We start from the raw sequence: 20,088 nt of genomic DNA, 5'->3' as shown, positions 1-20,088 counted from the left end.
CCCTTTCGTCCGGCGCTGCGCGCCTCGCCTACCTTACCGTCGCCGGCTGGAGGAGCGGGGGCGGCTTCGCCGCCCCCGCCTCACCCCCCGAGGCACCCCGGGCCGAGCAGCGACTTGAGCTCCCCGTACAGGTCGGCGGAGATCTTCACAGGGTGCGGCACCTCGAAGACCTTCGCGACCTGGCCCTTCGTGAGCGTGAGCCGAACCTCGGTGGGTCCCCCGTGCCGCGCGAGGATCTCGGCGAGGTCGCCGATGACGGGCTGTGTCGCTCGATGCTCGGGGATGACGAGGTCGAGCGCACCCGACGCGTCGAACGAGTCGAGTGCCGGCGCCATCGCCGACACGGCGTGCAGGTTCATCCCGTCGTCGCGGCGCGAGATCCGCCCGCGCACCACGAGGATCGAATCGGCCTGCAGTATCGGCTGGAACTCCTGGTACGTCTTGCCCATGAACATGACCGTGATCTCGCCGTTGAAGTCCTCGACGGTGATCATGCCGTACGGATTGCCGCTGGACTTGGCGACGCGGTGCTGGGCGCTCGTGACGAGGCCGGCGATCGTCACCTGCTCCCCGTCGGAGAGGTCGTCCGATGCCAGCAGCTCGTGGATGCCGAGCGAAGCGTGCTTCGCGAGCGGCACCTCCAGCCCGGCCAGGGGGTGATCCGAGACGTACAGTCCGAGCATCTCGCGCTCGAACGCGAGCTTGTCCTTCTTCGTCCACTCAGGCCGCTGGGGCACCTTCTGGGCGGTCTGCGGCTCATCCCACAGGCTGTCGAAGTCGAAGCCGACCTCGCCGTTGGCCTCACGGCGCTTGTCGAGCACGACCTGCTCGACGGCGTCTTCGTGCACCTCCAGCAGCGCCCGACGCGTCGCCCCGGTGGAGTCGAAGGCGCCGGCCTTGATGAGCGACTCGATCGTGCGCTTGTTGGCGACCTGCAGCGGAACGCGTTGGAGAAAGTCGTGGAAGGTCGTGAACTCCGTCTCCCGTCGGGCCGCGACGATCGCCTCGACGACGTTGGCACCGACGTTGCGAATGGCCCCGAGGCCGAAGCGGATGTCGTCGCCGACGGCGGCGAAGTAGCGGATCGACTGGCTGACATCCGGCGGCAGCACCTTGATGCCCATGCGGCGGCACTCGTTGAGGTAGATCGCGAGCTTGTCCTTCGAGTCGCCCACGCTCGTCAGGAGGGCGGCCATGTACTCGGCGGGATAGTGCGCCTTGAGGTATGCCGTCCAATAGGACACGAGACCGTAGGCGGCCGTGTGCGCCTTGTTGAAGGCGTAGTCCGCGAACGACTCCAGCACCTTCCAGAGGGTCTGCTGCGCGGCATCCGAGAAGCCCCGCTCGGTCATGCCGCCGAAGAAGATCTCCTTCTGCTTGTCGAGCTCGGACTTCTTCTTCTTCCCCATCGCGCGGCGCAGCAGATCGGCCTGTCCGAGCGAGTACCCCGCGACGCGCTGTGCCACCGCCATGACCTGCTCCTGGTACACGATCAGGCCGTAGGTGGTGTCGAGGATGTCGGCGAGGGGCTCGGCGAGCTCGGGGTGGATCGGCTCGATCTCCTGCTGGCCGTTCTTGCGCAGCGCGTAGTTGATGTGCGAGTTCACGCCCATCGGGCCCGGCCGGTACAGCGCGAGCACGGCGGAGATGTCCTCGAAGTTGTCGGGCTTCATGAGGCGCAGCAGCGACCTCATCGGTCCGCCGTCGAGCTGGAAGACGCCGAGGGTGTCGCCCCGCGCGAGAAGTTCGTACGACGCGGCGTCGTCGAGAGCGAGATCCTCCAGGACGAGGTGCTCGTTCCGGTTGGCGCGGATGTTGTCGAGGGCGTCGTCGATGATCGTGAGGTTGCGAAGCCCGAGGAAATCCATCTTGATCAGGCCGAGCGACTCGCACGCCGGGTAGTCGAACTGCGTGACGATCTGGCCGTCCTGCTCCCGCTTCATGATCGGGATGATGTCGATCAGCGGCTCGCTCGACATGATGACGCCGGCGGCGTGCACGCCCCACTGCCGCTTGAGGTTCTCCAGCCCCACGGCGGTGTCGAAGACCGTCTTGGACTCGGGATCGGTCTCGATGAGGGTGCGGAACTCCGACGCCTCCTTGTAGCGCGGATGCTGCGGGTCGAACATGCCGTCGAGGGGCATGTCCTTGCCCATCACGGCGGGCGGCATCGCCTTCGTGAGCTTCTCTCCCATGCCGAAGGGGAAGCCGAGCACGCGGCTGGCGTCCTTGAGCGCCTGCTTCGCCTTGATCGTGCCGTACGTGACGATCTGGGCCACCCGGTCGTCGCCGTACTTCTCGGTGACGTATTGGATGACCTCGCCGCGGCGACGGTCGTCGAAGTCGACGTCGAAGTCGGGCATGGAGACGCGGTCGGGGTTGAGGAAGCGCTCGAAGATCAGGCCGTGCTGAAGGGGGTCCAGATCCGTGATGCGCATCGCGTACGCCGCCATGGATCCGGCGCCCGAGCCGCGCCCCGGACCGACGCGGATCCCGTTGTCCTTGGCCCAGTTGATGAAGTCGGCCACGACGAGGAAGTATCCCGGGAAGCCCATCTGGAGGATGACGTCGGTCTCGTACTCCGCCTGACGGCGCACCTCTTCCGGCACCCCGCCCGGGTATCGGTACTGCAGGCCCTTCTCGATCTCCTTGACGAACCAGGACTGCTCCGTCTCACCGTCGGGCACGGGGTACCGGGGCATGTAGTTCGCGCTGGTGTTGAACTCGCTCTGGCACCGCTCTGCGATCAGCAGGGTGTTGTCGCACGCCTCGGGGTGGTCGCGGAAGACCTGCCGCATCTCGGCGGCCGATTTCAGGTAGTAGCCGTCGCCGTCGAACTTGAACCGCTTGGGATCGTCGAGCGTGGAACCCGACTGCACGCAGAGCAGCGCCGCGTGGCTCGTGGCGTCGTGCTGGTGCGTGTAGTGGAGGTCGTTCGTCGCGACGAGGGGAATGTCCAGATCCTTGGCCAGCCGCAGCAGATCTGCCATGACGCGGCGCTCGATCCCGAGGCCGTGGTCCATGATCTCGGCGAAGTAGTTCTCCTTGCCGAAGATGTCCTGGAACTCGGCGGCCGCCGCCCTCGCCGCGTCGTACTGCCCGAGCCGCAGTCGGGTCTGCACCTCGCCGGAGGGGCACCCCGTCGTGGCGATGAGTCCGGACGAATAGGTCTGCAGCAGCTCGCGGTCCATGCGCGGCTTGAAGTAGTAGCCCTCGATGCTCGCCTTGGAGGAGAGGCGGAACAGGTTGTGCATGCCCTGGGTCGAGTGCGACAGCAGGGTCATGTGCGTGTAGGCGCCGGCACCCGACACGTCGTCGTCGGACTGGTCCGGGCTCCCCCACCGCACGCGGGCCTTGTCCGCCCGGTGCGTGCCGGGTGTCACGTAGGCCTCGATGCCGATGATCGGCTTGACGCCGGCATCCTTCGCGGCCTTGTAGAACTCGAAGGCGCCGAAGGTGTTGCCGTGATCGGTCACCGCCAGCGCGGGCATCCCCTGCTTGGCCGCCTCCTGCACCATCGGGCCCACGCGGGCCGCACCGTCGAGCATCGAGTACTCGCTGTGGACGTGCAGGTGTACGAAGGAGTCGGCTGCCACGCGACCAGCCTACGCGTGGCCGCCGACACCCCCGCCGGTAGGGTGTCGGCATGCCGACCCCCGACTTCGTCCTCGCGCTGCGCCGGCACATCGGGCACGCCCCCCTTCCCCTCGTCGGAGTGACCGCCGTCGTCGTGAGGGCCGACGAGGTGCTCATGGGACGCCGGAGCGACAACGGCGCCTGGGCGCCGATCTCCGGAATCGTCGACCCCGGCGAGGAACCCGCCGAGACGGCACGTCGCGAGGCGCTCGAGGAGGCGGGCATCCGCATCCGGGTGGAGCGTCTCCTGTCGGTGCACCAGGTGCCGCGCATCACCCACGTGGGCGGCGACCAGGTCGACTACCTCGACATCGCCTTCCTGTGCGTCTGGGAGGACGGCGATCCGTGGCCCGCCGACGGAGAGCTGACGCAGCTGCGCTGGATGGCCCCGGACGACGCGATCGCCCTCGCACCCGAGGGCAAGAAGCGCGCGATCCGGCTTGCGCTCAGCGGTGCGCCCGAGGCGTTCTTCGAGCGCTGACGCTCACCCGCCTCGCAGGGTCTCCAGAGCGTGCGCGAGATCCTCTGGGTACTCGGAGGTGAATGTCATCCACTCGCCCGTGGCCGGGTGCGTGAGCCCCAGCCGCCGTGCGTGCAGCCATTGCCGGGTGAGCCCGAGCTTGGCCGAGAGCGTCGGATCGGCGCCGTACAGGGGATCGCCGACGCAGGGATGCCGGTGGGCCGCCATGTGCACGCGGATCTGGTGGGTACGGCCCGTCTCGAGGTGGATCTCGAGAAGCGAGGCGCCCGGGAACGCCTCCGTGGTCTCGTAGTGGGTGACCGAGTCCTTGCCCGAGGGCGTCACCGCGAACTTCCAGGAGTGGGACGGGTGGCGACCGATCGGGGCGTCGATGGTGCCCGACAGGGGATCGGGATGCCCCTGCACGACGGCGTGGTAGACCTTCTCCACCTCGCGCTCCTTGAAGGCGCGCTTGAGCGCCGTGTAGGCGCCCTCGGTCTTCGCCACGACCATCAGGCCGCTCGTGCCGACATCGAGGCGGTGTACGACGCCCTGTCGCTCGGCCGCACCCGTGGTCGCGATGCGGAAGCCGCCCGCCGCAAGGGCGCCGAGCACCGTGGGCCCCCCCCATCCGAGAGAGGGGTGAGCGGCCACGCCCGTGGGCTTGTCGACGACGACCATCTCGTCGTCGTCGTAGACGATCCCGAGGTCGGGCACCTCGACGGGGACGATCTGCGGCTCCGTACGCGGCTGCCAGTTCACCTCGAGCCACTCGCCCGCGCTCACGCGGTCGGACTTGCCGAGCGGGCGGCCCGACTGCGCGACACCGCCGGCCTCCGCGACCTCCGCGGCGAAGGTGCGGGAGAATCCGAGCATCTTCGCCAACGCGGCATCCACGCGCTGACCGTCGAGACCGTCGGGGACGGGCATGGTGCGGGTCTGCATGCTCACGCCGGCGACGACCCGCGCGGCACGTCGCCCTCCGCGGACGACCCGGCATCCGTCGCCCCGGCCCGACGCCGCTCCCGCGTGCCGTCCATGTGCACGCCGAGGAGGACCAGCAGGGCGATTCCGATCATGTCGCCCACGATGAAGATGTCGGCGACGTTGTAGACGGCGTCCATCATCCACGGCGTGTGGATGAAGTCGACGACATGGCCCACAGGGAAGCCGGGGTCGCGGAACAGGCGATCCGTGAGGTTGCCGAGCACGCCGCCGAGGAGAAGGCCGAGGGCGACCGCCCACAGTCGCGACCGCACGCGCGTGAGCATCAGATACACGATCACGATCGCCACGCTCGCGAGGGCGATCGTGAAGAACCAGGTGAAGCCCGCACCCAGGGAGAACGCGCCACCCGGGTTGAAGACCAGCACGAAGACCAGCGCCTCGCCGAGCACCTGCACGGGGTCCGCCGGCTCCAGCTGCGCCAGGGCGAGGGCCTTCGTCAACTGATCGGCGGCCAGCACCGTCACCGCGAGGATCGCGATGAGGATGCCGGCCGCCGCTCGGTTCAGGGGGCGCCTGCCGCCGGAGGATCGCTCCACGGCGGGGCGCTCAGCACCCAAGGGTCAGAGACCGACGGCCGAGACCGGGGCCGAGCCCGAGTTCGTGCCGCTCGAGTCGAGGTCGCGCAGCTGGCCCTCGATGTAGCTGCGCAGCTGCGCACGGTAGTCGCGCTCGAACTGACGGAGCTCGGAGATGCGGCCCTCGAGGAGCTGGCGCTCCTTCTCCAGGCGCTCCTTCTGCTCGCGCTGGTTGGCCTCCGCCTCGGCGATGATGCGCGATGCGGTGGCCTGGGCCTCGGCGACGAGCTTGTCGCGCTGGGCGATGCCCTCGGAGACGTGCTCGTCGTGCAGGCGCTGGGCCAGCTCGATGATCCCGGCGCTCGTGGCTGCGGGTGCCGTGCCATCGCCCGATGCCTCCGCGGCGGGGGCGGGCGCCGATGCCTCTGCCGCCGGCGCGGGCGCCGAGGACGGGGCCGATGCCTCGCCGGACTCGTACGCGGCGAGCTTGGCCTTCAGTTCCTCGTTCTCGGCGATCGTCTTGCGCCATTCCACGACGATCTCGTCGAGGAAGTCGTCGACCTCTTCGGGGTCGAAACCCTCCTTGAAGCGGACGTGCTGGAACTGCTTGGTGACGACGTCATCGGGGGTCAGAGCCATGGGATCCGTCCTCTTCTATCTCGTGGTCGGTGTGATGGCGCCCCGCGTGCGAGGCCTGTCCAGCATAGTCCAGGGGTTTTCGCGTCGCGAGGCGCGGGTGCGCGCCGGCGGGTCAGGCGCCCGCGGCGAGCGTGCGCGTCACCCCGAGGAGGATGAAGCACAGCAGCATGGTGAGCGCGAAGCCCAGGTCGATGGCGACCGGACCGATGCGCAGCGGCGGGATCAAGCGCCGGAAGAAGCGAATCGGAGGGTCGGTGACGGTGTAGACGATCTCCGCGGCGATCAATCCCGCACCCTTCGGCCGCCACTCGCGATTGAACACGGGGATGTACTCGAGGATGAGCCTCGCGAACAGGACGAAGACGTACAGGAGGAGAAGGCCGTTGAGGATCGACGCGATGAGCCCCAGCAGTTCCACTCCTCCAGACTACGCCGGAGAGAAGGAGGGCTGCTCCGGGTCGGCGTGCGGGATGCCGCCGTCACCGGACACGGCCACGTGCTCCGGCGAGAGGAGGAAGACCTTGCTCGTGACGCGCTCGATGCGGCCGTAGAGCCCCAGCGAGAGCCCGCTGGCGAAGTCGATGAGGCGGCGCGCGTCGGCGTCGGACATCTGCGAGAGGTTGATGATGACCGGAACGCCCTCACGGAAGTTCTCGGCGATCACCTGTGCGTCCCGGTACTGCTTGGGGTGGACGGTGAGGATCTCGGTCAGTCCGCTGCTGGCGGGCTGCGCGACCACGGCGGGCTTGCGGATGGGGGTCACCGTTCCCTTCGGCTGTTCGACGGGCTGCACTCGCTGCTCGCGCGTGTGCTGCGTCTGCTGCTGAGGCTGCTCGTCGATGATCTCCTCCTCGTCGGCGAGACCGAGGTACACCATCGTCTTCTTGAGCGGGTTCGCCATCGCTTCCTCCGTGTTCGCTGGGCTGTTCCGAGGCTACGCCCGGGGTGGTCGGTTGCCCGTGATTGCGGACCCGATCCGCAGGTGTGTCGCGCCGGCCGCGATCGCCTCGGCGAAATCCGCCGTCATGCCCGCGGAGATCCATCGCGCGTTCGGCTCCACCCCGCGGACGGCCTCCGCGACGCCTGCGAGCCGCGCGAACGCCGACGCGGGGGCCTCGTCGAGGGGCGCGACCGCCATGACCCCGCGCAGGCGCAGACCGCGGCATCCGGCGATGTGCTCTGCGAGTGAGGCGGCCTCCGACGGAGCCACCCCGCCCCGAGCCCGGTCCGACGTGAGGTTGACCTGCAGGAGGACGTCGAGGGCGCCCTCCCCCGGCTCTGCGGCGCGGTCCAGGGCGTCGGCGAGCCGCGTGCGGTCCACCGAGTGCACGGCGGCGGCGTCGTGACGGATCGCCCGGGCCTTGTTGGTCTGGGCCTGACCGACGAAGTGCCAGCGCAGATCGGCGAGGTCGGCGAGGTCCGCACGCTTGGCGTGCAGCTCCTGCTGGCGGTTCTCGCCGACGTCGCGCACGCCGAGCGCCCACAGCTCCCGAACCAGCGAGGCGGGGTGGTATTTCGTCACGACGATGCGGGTGATCTCACCCGGGTCGCGCCGGTTCGCCCGTGCGGCGTCGGCGATGCGCTGATCGATGGCCTCGAGCCGCTCAGCGAGCGAGGGGTGGCTCACGGCATCCCTTCCGTTGGAACACGCACGCGGGCCCGGCGCATGGCCGGACCCGCGTGCGCGACAGGTCGTTCTTACTTCAGGAAGTCGGGGATGTCGAGGTCGTCGTCCCCGAATGCCGACTCGAACCCGGCGTTCTCCGGAACGATGGGCCCGCTGTTCGACCCGACGGCCACGCTCTCGCGCGGAACCTCGGCCTTCGGCTTCTCGGTCGCCGGCTCCTCCGGGAGGGTCGGGGGGACCACGGGAGCCGGCCGCTGAGCCACGACCGGTTCGATCTTGGCCTGCGGCTCGCCCCCGTCGAAGCCCGCGGCGATCACGGTGACCCGCACCTCATCGCCGAGCGTGTCGTCGATGACGGTGCCGAAGATGATGTTGGCCTCGGGGTGCGCCGCCTCGCGCACGAGCTGCGCGGCGTCGTTGATCTCGAAGATGCCGAGGTTGGAACCGCCCTGGATCGACAGCAGCACTCCGTGGGCGCCCTCGATGGATGCCTCCAGCAGCGGAGATTCGACGGCGAGCTCCGCGGCCTTGATCGCGCGGTCCGCGCCCCTCGCCGAGCCGATGCCCATGAGGGCCGATCCCGCCCCCTGCATCACCGACTTCACGTCGGCGAAGTCGAGGTTGATGAGGCCGGGCGTCGTGATGAGGTCGGTGATGCCCTGCACACCGGCCAGGAGAACCTGGTCGGCCGTGGCGAAGGCCTCGATCATCGAGATGCCGCGGTCGCTGATCTCCAGCAGGCGGTCGTTGGGCACGACGATGAGGGTGTCGACCTCTTCCTTGAGCCGACCGACGCCCGCCTCCGCCTGCGTCTGGCGGCGACGACCCTCGAACGAGAAGGGCTTGGTGACGACACCGATCGTCAGGGCGCCGATCGACTTGGCGATCTTCGCCACGACGGGGGCGCCGCCCGTGCCGGTTCCGCCGCCCTCACCGGCCGTCACGAAGACCATGTCGGCGCCGCGGAGCGCCTCCTCGATCTCCTCAGCGTGGTCCTCCGCCGCGCGGCGACCCACCTCGGGGTCGGCGCCCGCGCCGAGGCCCCGCGTGATCTCGCGCCCGACGTCGAGCTTGACGTCCGCGTCGCTCATCAGCAGCGCCTGCGCATCGGTGTTGATGGCGATGAACTCGACGCCGCGAAGGCCGAGCTCGATCATGCGATTGACGGCGTTGACGCCGCCTCCGCCAACGCCGACCACCTTGATGACAGCGAGGTAGTTCTGGTTCTGGCTCATGCCGGCCTCCGTGTCCCGCACCGAATGTCTCAACCTTCAACCTCAAGTAGAGGTATAAAGAAATGCTCGGTATGCAATTCCGTATTCACACGGTAGGTCCCGGCCCCTCCCCGGCACGCAGGCGCGCGGGCGTGTCGCGTCATCCGATTTCCGGCGTCGCGGTCAGCGGATGACGATGGCCTCGGGCGAGGAGATGTCGTACGTGCTCACGGTCTCCGGTGGGCGCGTTCCCATGGCCGTCTCGAGCACGCGCGCCTTCATCGGAGTGTCGTCCACCGAGCCCCAGACGATCTGCGTCCCGGTCGCGCCGAGGGTCAGCGTGACGTCGTCGCGCGTCGAGGCCGACACGCGGGTGACCTGCGCGCGGATCGCGTCCGGGAGGGCGCGCATCACGAGCCCGACGGAGTCGAAGGCGTCGGATCCCGTGCCGCCCGAGACCTCGAGCACCGGCCGGCCCTCCGGTGCGTCGGGAGTCGTCTCGAGCGCGACGCCCGCGGCATCCACCAGCGTCCACCCCGCCCGTCCCTGGATGACGCCGATGGGGGTGCGCTCGACGATGCGCACGACGAGGTCGTGCGGGGGCCGCGCCTCGAGGGTGTAGGACTCCACGAGCGGGAATCCGACCAGCGCGGCCTTGACCTCGCTGGCGTCGACGAGGGGCAGCGGCCGGCCGAGCTGCGCGCCGAGCGCCCGCTCGAGGGCATCGGCCGGAAGGGTCTCGGTGCCCACGACGCTGATGCGCTCGACGGCGAACAGCGGGCTGTACGCGGCCCCGACGCTCCCGACGACGAGCAGCACGACGGCGCCCACGCCGACGGCCCACGCGACGCGCCGCCGCCGCGACCGCGCCGTGAAACGCCGCACCTCCCGGCGCAGCGCGCGTCGCCGGGCCCGGGCCGCGCGCCACACGTCGCGCCAGCCCGTCGCGGTCTGCTCGTCGTCGACGACGGCGGCCGGTCGCCGCACCGAGGCGAAGGGCAGGGCGGATGCCGCGCGCTCCGCCGGCGTGGCGGCCCGGTCATCCGTCGCCTCCCGCGTGCGGTCGCGCAGCCACGGCACCTCGGCGGTCTCATCGAGCGACCCGGGGCTCGTTGCGGGCGCAGCCTCCGTGGCGGACGGCTGCGCCTGCGTGGCGTCGGTACCGGCGTCGTGCTCGCCCTCGAGGGCGCGCGCCGCGGCATCCGTCTCGGCGTCCGCCTGCGCGCGCGGCGGCGTCGGCAAGGGAGCGGGCCGGCGCATCCCGATCAGCCCTGGGCGCCGACCGGCGCCTGTGTCGAGAGGGCTGCGAGCACCTGCGGGATGATCAGGTAGACGTCGCCGCAGCCGAGCGTGATGACGTAGTCGCCGGCGCGGGCGATGCCGGCGGTGTAGTCGGCCGCCTGCTGCCAGTCGGCGACGAAGCGCACCCTGGTGGGATCTTCGAAGTCCGCGCTGACGAGCTCGCCGGTGACTCCCGGCACCGGGTCCTCACGAGCGCCGTACACGTCGAGGACGACGGTGTGGTCGGCGTGGCTTTCGAGCACCTCAGCGAACTCGCGGTGCATCGCCTGCGTGCGCGAGTACGTGTGCGGCTGGTGCACGGCGATGATGCGGCCGTCGCCGATCACCGTGCGGGCTGCGGCGAGGGCCGCGGCCACCTCGGTGGGGTGGTGCGCGTAGTCGTCGAAGACGCTCACGCCCCGCTCCGTGCCGTGCAGTTCGAAGCGCCGAACGGTCCCGGTGAACCCCTCGACGGCGCGCGCGGCATCCTCGAGGCTTCGACCGAGGGTCAGCACCACCGCGATCGCCCCGCCCGCGTTGATCGCGTTGTGCGCGCCGGGCACCTGGAGACGCACGCGCACCGTCGCACCGTCGTGCGACACGGAGAACGCGACGGGGCCCTGCGTCGTGATGTCGGTGATGCGCACGTCGGCGCCGACGGATTCGCCGAAGCTCACGACGTGCGGATGGGAGAGGCGGGCCGCGACCCGCAGCGCGCCGGCGTCGTCGGCCGAAACGACGACGGCCTCCCGTGCCGCGTCGGCGAAGCGCACGAAGGCGTCCTCCACCGCCTCCTTCGTGCCGTAGTGGTCGAGGTGGTCGGGATCGACGTTGGTGATCAGGGCGACAGAGGTGTCGTACAGCAGGAAGGTGCCGTCGGACTCGTCGGCCTCGACGACGAAGAGCTCGTCGGCGCCCGGCCCGCTGGAGGCGCCCAGCTGCGCGATGACGCCTCCGTTGACGAAGCTCGGGTCCTCGCCGAGCGCATGCAGCGCCGTGACGATCATGCCGGTGGACGTCGTCTTGCCGTGGGCGCCGGCCACCGAGACCAGCCGACGGCCGCCGATGAGCCAGTGCAGCGCCTGCGAGCGGTGGATCACCGGCATCCCGCGGCGCTTCGCGAGCACGAACTCGGGGTTCTCGGGCCAGATGGCGCCGGTGTGGATGACGGTGTCGGCGTCGCCGAGATTCGCGGCGTCATGGCCGACGTGCACGCGCGCGCCGAGCGCGGCGAGATCGCGCAGCGCCTGGCTGTCGGAACGGTCGGAGCCCGACACGCGGATGCCGCGGGCGAGGAACATGCGCGCGAGACCCGACATGCCCGAGCCGCCGATGCCGATGAAGTGCGCGGCCTCGATGCGCTCGGGGATGGGAATGCTCAGGTCGGGCTTGATCATGACGTCACAAGTGTAGGTCGGCCCTCCTGTGGGGACGCCCCGGCGCGCGCGGGCCTGCGCCGAACGGTCGCGACACGCCGCGCCGGGGCGAGCTGTGCGGCGTGTCGCGACCGTTCGCGGCCGACCGAGGGCGTGGTCAGCGCCGCAGCGCGGAGTCGATCATGGCGATCACGTTCTCGGTTCCCGTGCGGGTGCCCGCCGAGACGGCCGCCTCGCGCATCGCGCCGAGGCGTTCGGGATCCCGCAGCAGCGGCACGATGGTCGTCCGCACGCGGTCGGCGGTGAACGACCCGTCCTCGACGAGGATCGCCGCGCCCGCCTCCACCGCCGAGCGCGCGTTGAGCTTCTGCTCGCCGTTGCCCACGGCGTACGGCACGTAGACGGCGGGGATGCCGAGGGCGCTGATCTCGCTCACGGTGGCGGCCCCGGCCCGCGAGACGATGACGTCGGCCATCGCGAACGCGAGATCCATGCGGTCCTCGTACTCGCGCACGACGTAGCCCGGCACGCCGGGGTCATCCCCCTCCCACCGGGCTCCCGTGATGTGAACGAGCTGGTAGCCCGCGGCGAGCACGTCGGCGTAGGCGCCCGTGAACGCGGTGTTCAGCCGCAGCGCGCCGAGCGATCCGCCGAAGACGAGCAGGGTGGGCACCGCGGCATCCAGCCCGTAGTGGGATGCCGCGGTATCGCGCAGCGACGCGCGGTCCATCGCGGTGATCTCCGGACGCAGCGGCATCCCGACCACTCGCGACCCGCGCAGCGGGGTTCCCGCGAAGGCGACGCCGACGCCCGCGGCCGTCCGAGCTCCGAGCACGTTCGCAAGCCCCGGACGCGCGTTCGCCTCGTGCACGACGAAGGGCACCCGTTCGCGCCGGGCGGCGACGTACGCGGGAGCCGACGCGTAGCCGCCGAACCCCACCACCGCGTCGACGCCGCGCTCGCGGATGAGGGCGCGCACCTGTGCGACGGCGCGACGGAAGCGCACCGGGAAGGACACCGCGGCGGCGTCGATCCGGCGCGGGAAGGGCAGGCGCTCGATCGTGAGCAGCTCATAGCCGCGCAGGGGCACGAGCCGCGCCTCTAGGCCCTCCTTCGTGCCGAGCACGAGGATCTCATCTCCGCGATCGCGGGCGGCGAGGCCGTCGGCGACAGCGAGCAGGGGGTTCACGTGACCGGCGGTGCCGCCGCCGGCCAGGAGGTAGGTCGTCACCGCAGCAGGCTACCCTCGCGCCCTCTCGCGCACGGGCAGCGCCCGGGCGAACGAGAGCAGCACGCCGCACGCCAGCAGCACCGACAGCAGCGCCGTGCCGCCCTGCGACATGAAGGGCAGCGGCACGCCGAGCACGGGGAAGACCCGCAGCACGACGCCGATGTTGATCAGCGCCTGGCCGACGATCCAGATCGTGATGCCACCCGAGACGATCCGCACGAAGGGGTCGTCGGTCTTGCGGATGACGTGGAAGGCGCCCACGGCGAAGAGCGTGAACAGGAACAGCACGACGATGCAGCCGATGAGCCCCAGCTCCTCGCCCACGATCGCGAAGATGTAGTCGTTCGCGGCCGCCGGGAGCCAGTCGTACTTCTCCTTGGAGTTGCCGAGGCCCAGGCCGAACACTCCCCCGCCCGCGAGACCCCAGACGCCGTGCAGCGGCTGATAGCACTCGTTGAAGTAGTCGCAGTCGGGATCCATGAAGCTCAGGATGCGTCGCATGCGGTTGGGGCTCGTCACCGCGAGGTAGGCGACGGTGACCGCCGCGGCGATGAGCGGGAGGATGAAGATGCGCAGCTTCACGCCCGAGAAGAACAGCGCTCCCAGCACGATGAGCACGAGGATCATCGCCGTGCCGAGGTCGTGCCCGGCCATGACGGTCGCGATGACGGCGATGGAGACGGGCACGAGCGGGATGAACACGTGCCGCCACAGCCCGAGCAGCGTGCGCTTGCGGTAGAGCACGTAGCCGATCCACAGCGCGAGGGCGAGCTTGAGGAACTCGGAGGGCTGCACCGTGAAGGCGCCGATGCCGATCCAGTTGCGGTTTCCGTAGACCTCGATGCCGAGGCCCGGGACGAACACGAGCAGCTGGAAGATCACCGCGACCCCGAGCAGCGGCCACGCGATCTTCTTCCAGAACGCGATCGGGAAGCGCGACGCGACGAACATCAGCGGGATGCCGAGGATCGCGAACACGCCCTGCTTGATCAGTGCGTCGAAGGGGCTCTCCCCCGAGGCGGTGGCGGTCGCGGTGGTGGCGGAGAGCACCATCACGAGGCCGAACACCGTGAGCAGGATCGCCGTGGAGGCGATGAGCAGGAACTCGCTGGGGACGGGCGCGAACACCCGGCCGAGCGAGACCCGGGCGGCGAGACCGCCGGAGCGCGCGCCGCCGTCGTCGCCGTCAGCCGAGCCCCGGGGCCTCGTCGGGGTCGTGATCGCCATCCGCCGCTCCCCTCGGTTCCTGCTCGATGTGCTTCCTGACGGCGTCCGCGAATCGCGTGCCCCGCTCGGCATAGCCGGTGAACTGGTCGAAGGATGCCGCGGCCGGTGCGAGCAGGACGACGTCTCCCTCGCGTGCGACGCCCGCCGCCAGTTCCACGACGCGCCTCATGACGTCCTCAGTCTCACCGGCCTGCACCTCGAACACGGGAACCCCGGGCGCGTGTCGGCCGAATGCCGCCACGACCTCGTCGCGTACCTCGCCGATGACGATCGCGGCGCGCGCCGACGGCCCGCGGTGCGCGACGAGCGGCCCGATGTCGACGCCCTTGAGCTGCCCTCCCACGATCCAGATGGCACCGGGGTACGCGCCCAGCGACGACGCGGCGGCGTGGGGGTTGGTCGCCTTCGAGTCGTCGATCCATGTGATCCCGGCGTGCACCGCGACGACCTCGATGCGGTGGGGGTCGAGCCGGAACTCGTCGAGCGCGTCGCGGATCGCGGCGGGTGCGACCCCCTGCGACCGGGCCAGCGCCGCGGCGGCGAGGATGTTCGAGACGATATGGGGAGCGCCGAGCCCGTGGCGGGCGAGGCGCTCGATCGTGGTGATCTCGAGCGCGCTCGTGCGGCGCTCCTCGAGGAACGCGCGATCGACGAGGATCCCGTCGACGATGCCCAGGTCGCTCGGGCCGGGCACACCGAGGTCGAACCCGATCGCGCGAGCCCCCTCGATGACCTCGGCATCCTCGACCATCTCGCGCGTCGCGGGATCAGCCTTGTTGTAGACGCAGGCGATGCGCGTGTTGCGGTAGACGAGGGCCTTCGCGTCGCGGTACGCCTCGGCGGACCCGTGCCACTGCAGGTGGTCGTCGGCCAGATTGAGGCAGACGGATGCCGCGGGCACGGGCTGCCCCTCGGGCGCCGAGAGCGAGAGGTACCAGAGCTGATGGCTGGAGAGCTCGACCACGAGCGTGTCGAAGCCGGCGGGGTCGCGCACCGCATCGAGAACGGCAATGCCGATGTTGCCGCACGGCGCGGCGCGCATGCCGCCCGCGACGAGCATCGCCGCGGTGAGGTTGGTCGTCGTGGTCTTGCCGTTGGTCCCGGTGATGAACATCCACTCCGCCGGCGAGCCGTCGGCGCCCACGACCTTGTCGCGCACGCGCCACGCCAGCTCGATGTCGCCCCAGAGCGGCACGCCCGACTCCTCGCACCAGCGCACCGCCGCGTGATGCGGGGGGAACCCGGGCGAGGCGATCACGAGCTCGGGATCGAACCCCGCGAGCTCGGCCGGGGCGGGCTCGAGCGCGCCGACGTGCAGCGCGGCGCCGATGACGGGCAGCAGGCGCTCGTACTCCTCGTCGGCGCGCTCGGTGAGCACGAGCACCTCGGCGCCGAGCTCCGTCAGGGTGTCGGCGACGGAGAACCCCGTCTGGCCGAGGCCGAGGACGGCGACCCGAAGGCCCTTCCAGTCGGCGTGCCAGCTGGTCAGCTCCGACAGCGGCGCACTCACGAGGCGCGCGCCAGCCACTCGACGTAGAACAGCCCGATGCCGGTGACGGCGAGCATGCCCGCGATGATCCACATCCGGAAGACGATCGTGACCTCTGGCCATCCGCGCATCTCGAGGTGGTGATGCAGTGGACTCATGAGGAAGAGCCGCTTGCCGCGGGTGAGCTTGAAGTAGAGCCGCTGCAGGATGACGGAGCCCGACGCGATGACGTAGACGCCCGCGACGAGGATCATCAGCAGCTCGGTGCGGGTGAGGATCGCCATGGCGGCGACGACGCCGCCGATCGCCATCGACCCGACGTCGCCCATGAAGAGCTTGGCCTTGGGCGCGTTCCACCAGAGGAACCCGACGAGGGCGCCGACGAACGCGGCGGAGATGATGGCCAGGTCGAAGGGGTCCCTCGTGTCGTAGCAGGCGGGCTGCAGCGCCGGGGCCAGCCCCTCGCCCGTGCACACCTGGTTGAACTGCCAGAACGCGATGAGGCTGTACGCACCGACGACGAAGACGCCCGCGCCGGCGGCGAGCCCGTCGAGACCGTCGGTGACGTTGACGCTGTTGGAGGAGGCCACGCCGATGAGCGAGAGCCACGCGAGGTAGAGCAGCCATCCGAGGATCGGCCCGAGCGCCACGAACGACAGCACGGGCAGGTCGCGGAACAGCGACACGTACGCGCTCGCGGGAGTCTGCCCCCAGGCGTTCTGGAACATCGGGTGCAGCGCGACGATGCCGAAGGGCACCGTCACGAGCACCTGCCCGATCACCTTCGGCCACCCCGACAGGCCGAGGCTGCGCTGCCGGCGCACCTTCATGTAGTCGTCGATGAACCCGACCGCTCCGAAGCCGACCATCATCCAGATGACGAGCCACCCCGAGATCGTGGGCGGGTTGTTGCCCGTGTACCCGCCGATGAGGTAGCCGACGATCGTGCCGAGGATGAAGATCGTTCCGCCCATCGTGGGCGTGCCGCGCTTCTCGCCATGGCTGGGGTTCTCGATCGCCTCGGGGGTGCGGATCACCTGCCCCCAGCCCCATGCGCGGAAGAGACGGATGAAGACGGGAGTGAGGAAGAGCGTGAATGCCAGCGAAATCGCGGCCGCCGTCAGCAGAGACCTCACGAGACCGATTCTCCCAGACGATCGCCGAGGTGCCGCAGACCCGCCGCGTTCGACGACTTCACGAGGACGCGGTCGCCCTCGCGCAGCTCGGCGACGAGGTACTCGAAGGCCGCATCGGCGTCGGGGAAGAACACGGCCTCGCCGTCCCACGAGCCCTGCGCGATCGCCTCGAGGTACATGCGTCGGGCGTCCTGGCCCACGACCACGATGCGCTGGATGTTCAGGCGCACAGCCAGGAGCCCCACGCGGTCGTGCTCGTCGTCGGCGTACTCGCCGAGCTCGCTCATCGCTCCGAGCACCGCGACGGTCCGCTCGCCGGGACCGACGATCTGCGCGAGCGTGCGCAGGGCGGCCGCCATCGAGTCGGGGCTGGCGTTGTAGGCGTCGTTGATGATGCGGATGCGCTCGGTGCCGAGGGGCTGCATGCGCCACCGCTCGGCGAGCTCGACGGTCTCGAGGCGCGAGGTGCACTCGGCGAGGGTGACGCCGATGCGCGTGGCGACCGCGATCGCCGCGAGGGCGTTCATGACGTGGTGCTCGCCGAGCACCCGCAGGCGGAGGGATGCCGCGGTGCCGTCGGCGTACACCGTGCACGACGTGCCCGCGGCATCCACCACGACCTCGTCGGCGCGGACGTCCGCCGCCGCTCCGCGCCCGAACCACCGCACCTCCACGCCGCGGTCCCGCGCGAGGGTCGCCATCCCGGCCACGCGCGGATCGTCGGCGTTGAGCACCGCCGTCCCGCCCGGCCGGATCGCGCCGACGAGCTCGGACTTGGCCTTCACGGTCGCCTCGATGCCGCCGAAGCCGCCGGCGTGCGCCATTCCCACCATCAGGACGACGCCGATGTCGGGGGTCACGAGGCCTGCGAGGCGGGCGATCTCTCCGGGCGCGCTCGCGCCGAACTCGCAGACGAGGTAGCGGGTGTCGTGCCGCACGCGCAGCATCGTCAGCGGCGCGCCGACCTCGTTGTTGAAGGAGGCGTGCGGATACACCGTCGGGCCCTCGTCGGTGAGGATGCGGGCGACGAGGTTCTTGGTCGTCGTCTTTCCATTGGAGCCGGTGATGCCCACGACCGTGAGCGCCCCGCCGTCCCGGACGCGGGCGACGACGTGGCGCGCGAGGTCGGCCAGCGCGGAGACGACGCCCGGCACGACGATCTGGCTGACGGCGTCGTCGGTGGGCCGCTCGACGAGGGCCAGCACCGCGCCGCGCTCGATCGCCTTTCCGATGAAGCGGTGCCCGTCGGTCTCTGCGCCGGGCTTCGCCGCGAAGATCCCTCCCGGCTCGATCAGTCGCGAGTCGGTGTCCACGGTGCCGTCGACGACGGTGTCGGGGGTGTGCTCCCCCGCCGTGCGCAGCTCGCCGCCGGTTACCCGTGCGATCTCGGCAAGCGTCAACGCGATCATGGACATCCTTCCTGGAGCGACGCGCGCCGCATCGATCGGCGCGCGAACCCTCTCATTCGTACTTCGGCAGGATCTCCGGCCCCGGATTCTGAGAGGGCAGCACCCGGAACGTCTTGAGTACCTGGGTCATGGCCTTCTGGAATCCCGGCGCGTTCGCCGCGGATGCCCGGTTCTTCTTCGGTTCGTCGAGCGTGAGGATCACGACGTACTGCGGGTCATCCGCCGGCGCGAAGCCCGCGAGGGTCGTATAGAAGATACCTTGCTTGTATCCGCCCTGCCCGTCCGGCTTCTGGGCCGTGCCCGACTTCGTCGCCATCCGATAGCCCGGAACCTCCAGCACGGAGTGGTTCGTGACCTGCTGATAGACGTTCTCCAGCATGAGCGTGACCTGATCGGCGGTGCTCTCGCTGATCACCCGCTTCGCGGCGGGCAGCTCCGGCTCGATGACCTCTCCCGAGGGCGTCGTGCAGGACTCCACGAGGCTGAGCGGCATCTGCACGCCGCCGTTCGCGATGGTCTGATACACGCTCGCGACCTGCGGCACCGTGACGGTGTAGTACTGCCCGAAGGTCGTCGTGTAGTGCGATGCGTCGTCCCACGGCACGGGGTGCAGCAGGCCTGCCTCTTCTCCGGGGAAGCCGATCGCGGTGCCCTGGCCCACGCCGAAGGCCTCGAGGTAGTCGTGGCGCACGGCATCCGGCACCAGTTCGCCGAACTTCGACAGCGCGACGTTCGAGGAGTCCACGAGCGCCCCGGTCAGCGTGTAGTCGTACGAGGGGTGCGAGAAGATGTCGTTGATCGTGACGCCGTTGGGGAACGTCTCCCGGCCGGATGCCGGGATGATCGGCCGCAGCGGCGTGGCCGCGCCCTCCTCGATGATCGTGGCCGCCGTCACGGGCTTGAACGTCGAGCCGGGCTCGAACGTGTAGCTGAAGATGCGGCTGCCCCGGTCCTCCCCGGGAGAGGCCGACGGGTCGTTGGGGTCGACGGTGGGATACTCCGCGGCCGCGCGGACCTTGCCGGTGCCGACCTCGAGGACGAAGACCGTTCCGTAGTTCGCCTCCTGGTTCTGCACCTCCTCCGCGATCATCTGCTGCATGTACCACTGCAGGTCGCGGTTGATCGTCAGCTCGAGCGTGCCGCCGTCGACGGCCGGCGTCTCGCGCATCGTCCCGGGGATGACGACGCCGTCCTTGCCCCGTTCGAAGACCCGCTCGCCGTCGGTCGCGGCGAGGCACCCGTCCTCCGCCCCCTCGAGACCCGCGAGGGCGTCGCCGTCGGCGCCGACGAATCCGATGAGGTTGCCGGCCACCGCACCGTCCGGGTACGTGCGGGCGGGGTGCTCGGTCATGTACAGGTACGGGTACCCGAGGTCGGCGAGGGCCTGGAACTGGTCCGTCGACAGGCCCGTCGTCAGGCGGGCCCACTGCGTGTCCGGGTCCGCCTTCAGCGCGTCGGCGACGATCTTCTGGATCTCCTCGGGAGTCTGCCCGGTGATCGCGGCGATGCGCGCGGCCTGCTCCGCCCACGTCACGACGATCTCCTCGCCGGTCGCCGACTCGGTCTCGATGTCCCCGACGTGCTGGGGGTCGACCTGCGCGTCGTACTGCATGACGTTGCCCGCAAGCAGCGCGCCCGTGGAGTCGGTGATCGTGCCGCGCGCGCCGAAGACGGTGTGGGAGGCGCCGATGCCGACCCCGAGGGAGTCGTCCCGGAGGGAGTCCGCGTTGACGACCTGGATGTCGACGAGGCGAACGACGAAGGCGGCGAGCACGGCGAGCACGACCGCGAGGGCGATCACGGTGCGGCGCCGCGGCGACCGGGTGGCGCGAGTGCTCAT

At 70.3% G+C, this 20,088-nt stretch carries 17 protein-coding genes; 1 reads left to right on the top strand and 16 read right to left on the bottom strand.

What is annotated here, in order from left to right; genetic code table 11:
* Window positions 1-80: 80 nt before the first annotated feature.
* Complete coding sequence (gene dnaE, locus ACIGCK_RS10455) at window positions 81-3,548, bottom strand: DNA polymerase III subunit alpha (RefSeq protein ID WP_396666162.1); 3,468 nt, start codon at window positions 3,546-3,548, stop codon at window positions 81-83.
* A 98-nt stretch (window positions 3,549-3,646) separates the two neighbouring features.
* Here dnaE and ACIGCK_RS10450 point away from each other — a divergent pair, with 98 nt between their 5' ends.
* Entirely contained in the window at window positions 3,647-4,117 is a 471-nt protein-coding gene (locus tag ACIGCK_RS10450) for an NUDIX hydrolase (protein WP_396665927.1), read from the top strand.
* Between the two features lie 3 nt (window positions 4,118-4,120).
* Here the strand turns inward: ACIGCK_RS10450 and ACIGCK_RS10445 are convergent, their stop codons facing one another.
* The 15 genes from ACIGCK_RS10445 to ACIGCK_RS10375 form a co-directional block, all read right to left on the bottom strand.
* Window positions 4,121-5,041 (bottom strand): RluA family pseudouridine synthase, encoded by a 921-nt coding sequence (locus ACIGCK_RS10445; protein WP_396665925.1) that lies wholly within the window; start codon window positions 5,039-5,041, stop codon window positions 4,121-4,123.
* A 2-nt stretch (window positions 5,042-5,043) separates the two neighbouring features.
* Entirely contained in the window at window positions 5,044-5,640 is a 597-nt protein-coding gene (lspA, locus tag ACIGCK_RS10440; RefSeq protein ID WP_396665923.1) for a signal peptidase II, read from the bottom strand.
* A 24-nt stretch (window positions 5,641-5,664) separates the two neighbouring features.
* Window positions 5,665-6,258, bottom strand: a complete 594-nt coding sequence (locus tag ACIGCK_RS10435; RefSeq protein WP_396665921.1) for a DivIVA domain-containing protein — start codon at window positions 6,256-6,258, stop codon at window positions 5,665-5,667.
* 112 nt (window positions 6,259-6,370) lie between these two features.
* Window positions 6,371-6,676, bottom strand: coding sequence for a YggT family protein (locus tag ACIGCK_RS10430; protein ID WP_330171554.1), 306 nt, complete (start codon window positions 6,674-6,676; stop codon window positions 6,371-6,373).
* Window positions 6,677-6,685: 9 nt separating this feature from the next.
* The gene (locus ACIGCK_RS10425; RefSeq protein ID WP_330171553.1) at window positions 6,686-7,159 is read right to left on the bottom strand and encodes a cell division protein SepF; all 474 of its coding nucleotides are present in this window, start codon (window positions 7,157-7,159) and stop codon (window positions 6,686-6,688) included.
* A gap of 33 nt (window positions 7,160-7,192) precedes the next feature.
* Complete coding sequence (locus ACIGCK_RS10420; RefSeq protein ID WP_396665919.1) at window positions 7,193-7,885, bottom strand: YggS family pyridoxal phosphate-dependent enzyme; 693 nt, start codon at window positions 7,883-7,885, stop codon at window positions 7,193-7,195.
* 71 nt (window positions 7,886-7,956) lie between these two features.
* Entirely contained in the window at window positions 7,957-9,120 is a 1,164-nt protein-coding gene (gene ftsZ, locus ACIGCK_RS10415) for a cell division protein FtsZ (RefSeq protein WP_396665917.1), read from the bottom strand.
* Between the two features lie 162 nt (window positions 9,121-9,282).
* Window positions 9,283-10,359, bottom strand: coding sequence for an FtsQ-type POTRA domain-containing protein (locus tag ACIGCK_RS10410; RefSeq protein ID WP_396665915.1), 1,077 nt, complete (start codon window positions 10,357-10,359; stop codon window positions 9,283-9,285).
* A 5-nt stretch (window positions 10,360-10,364) separates the two neighbouring features.
* A complete protein-coding gene (murC, locus tag ACIGCK_RS10405; protein ID WP_396665913.1) occupies window positions 10,365-11,777 on the bottom strand; it encodes a UDP-N-acetylmuramate--L-alanine ligase in 1,413 nt (470 codons plus the stop codon).
* A gap of 136 nt (window positions 11,778-11,913) precedes the next feature.
* On the bottom strand, window positions 11,914-12,987 hold the full coding sequence (locus tag ACIGCK_RS10400; RefSeq protein ID WP_396665911.1) for a UDP-N-acetylglucosamine--N-acetylmuramyl-(pentapeptide) pyrophosphoryl-undecaprenol N-acetylglucosamine transferase: 1,074 nt from the start codon (window positions 12,985-12,987) through the stop codon (window positions 11,914-11,916).
* 9 nt (window positions 12,988-12,996) lie between these two features.
* A complete protein-coding gene (gene ftsW / locus ACIGCK_RS10395; protein ID WP_396665909.1) occupies window positions 12,997-14,214 on the bottom strand; it encodes a putative lipid II flippase FtsW in 1,218 nt (405 codons plus the stop codon).
* Window positions 14,174-15,742: a UDP-N-acetylmuramoyl-L-alanine--D-glutamate ligase gene (murD, locus tag ACIGCK_RS10390; protein WP_396665907.1), complete on the bottom strand. Its 1,569-nt coding sequence runs from the start codon at window positions 15,740-15,742 to the stop codon at window positions 14,174-14,176. The genes ftsW and murD overlap by 41 nt, the downstream gene beginning before the upstream one ends.
* Window positions 15,721-16,839 (bottom strand): phospho-N-acetylmuramoyl-pentapeptide-transferase, encoded by a 1,119-nt coding sequence (gene mraY, locus ACIGCK_RS10385; protein WP_396665906.1) that lies wholly within the window; start codon window positions 16,837-16,839, stop codon window positions 15,721-15,723. The genes murD and mraY overlap by 22 nt, the downstream gene beginning before the upstream one ends.
* A complete protein-coding gene (gene murF, locus ACIGCK_RS10380) occupies window positions 16,836-18,248 on the bottom strand; it encodes a UDP-N-acetylmuramoyl-tripeptide--D-alanyl-D-alanine ligase (RefSeq protein ID WP_396665905.1) in 1,413 nt (470 codons plus the stop codon). Before murF ends, mraY begins: the two co-directional genes overlap by 4 nt.
* Before the next feature lie 52 nt (window positions 18,249-18,300).
* Window positions 18,301-20,088 carry a peptidoglycan D,D-transpeptidase FtsI family protein gene (locus tag ACIGCK_RS10375; protein WP_396665903.1) on the bottom strand — a complete coding sequence of 596 codons (1,788 nt, stop codon included), beginning with the start codon at window positions 20,086-20,088 and terminating at the stop codon, window positions 18,301-18,303.

The sequence above is a fragment of the Microbacterium sp. NPDC078428 genome, assembly GCF_044542535.1.
GTDB lineage: Bacteria > Actinomycetota > Actinomycetes > Actinomycetales > Microbacteriaceae > Microbacterium > Microbacterium limosum.
The sequence above is the reverse complement of the archived record's forward strand: the minus strand, read 5'-3'. Positions and strand labels throughout refer to the sequence as shown.

Excerpts from the sequence above, each read along its gene's own strand:
- ftsZ (WP_396665917.1), bottom strand. The coding sequence starts at position 9,120 with ATGAGCCAGAACCAGAACTACCTCGCTGTCATCAAGGTGGTCGGCGTT.
- ACIGCK_RS10445 (WP_396665925.1), bottom strand. The coding sequence starts at position 5,041 with ATGCAGACCCGCACCATGCCCGTCCCCGACGGTCTCGACGGTCAGCGC.
- ftsW (WP_396665909.1), bottom strand. The coding sequence starts at position 14,214 with ATGGCGATCACGACCCCGACGAGGCCCCGGGGCTCGGCTGACGGCGAC.
- dnaE (WP_396666162.1), bottom strand. The coding sequence starts at position 3,548 with ATGCTCGACGGTGCGGCCCGCGTGGGCCCGATGGTGCAGGAGGCGGCC.
- murC (WP_396665913.1), bottom strand. The coding sequence starts at position 11,777 with ATGATCAAGCCCGACCTGAGCATTCCCATCCCCGAGCGCATCGAGGCC.
- ACIGCK_RS10435 (WP_396665921.1), bottom strand. The coding sequence starts at position 6,258 with ATGGCTCTGACCCCCGATGACGTCGTCACCAAGCAGTTCCAGCACGTC.
- murF (WP_396665905.1), bottom strand. The coding sequence starts at position 18,248 with ATGATCGCGTTGACGCTTGCCGAGATCGCACGGGTAACCGGCGGCGAG.
- ACIGCK_RS10450 (WP_396665927.1), top strand. The coding sequence starts at position 3,647 with ATGCCGACCCCCGACTTCGTCCTCGCGCTGCGCCGGCACATCGGGCAC.
- ACIGCK_RS10410 (WP_396665915.1), bottom strand. The coding sequence starts at position 10,359 with ATGCGCCGGCCCGCTCCCTTGCCGACGCCGCCGCGCGCGCAGGCGGAC.
- ACIGCK_RS10375 (WP_396665903.1), bottom strand. The coding sequence starts at position 20,088 with ATGAGCACTCGCGCCACCCGGTCGCCGCGGCGCCGCACCGTGATCGCC.
- ACIGCK_RS10425 (WP_330171553.1), bottom strand. The coding sequence starts at position 7,159 with ATGGCGAACCCGCTCAAGAAGACGATGGTGTACCTCGGTCTCGCCGAC.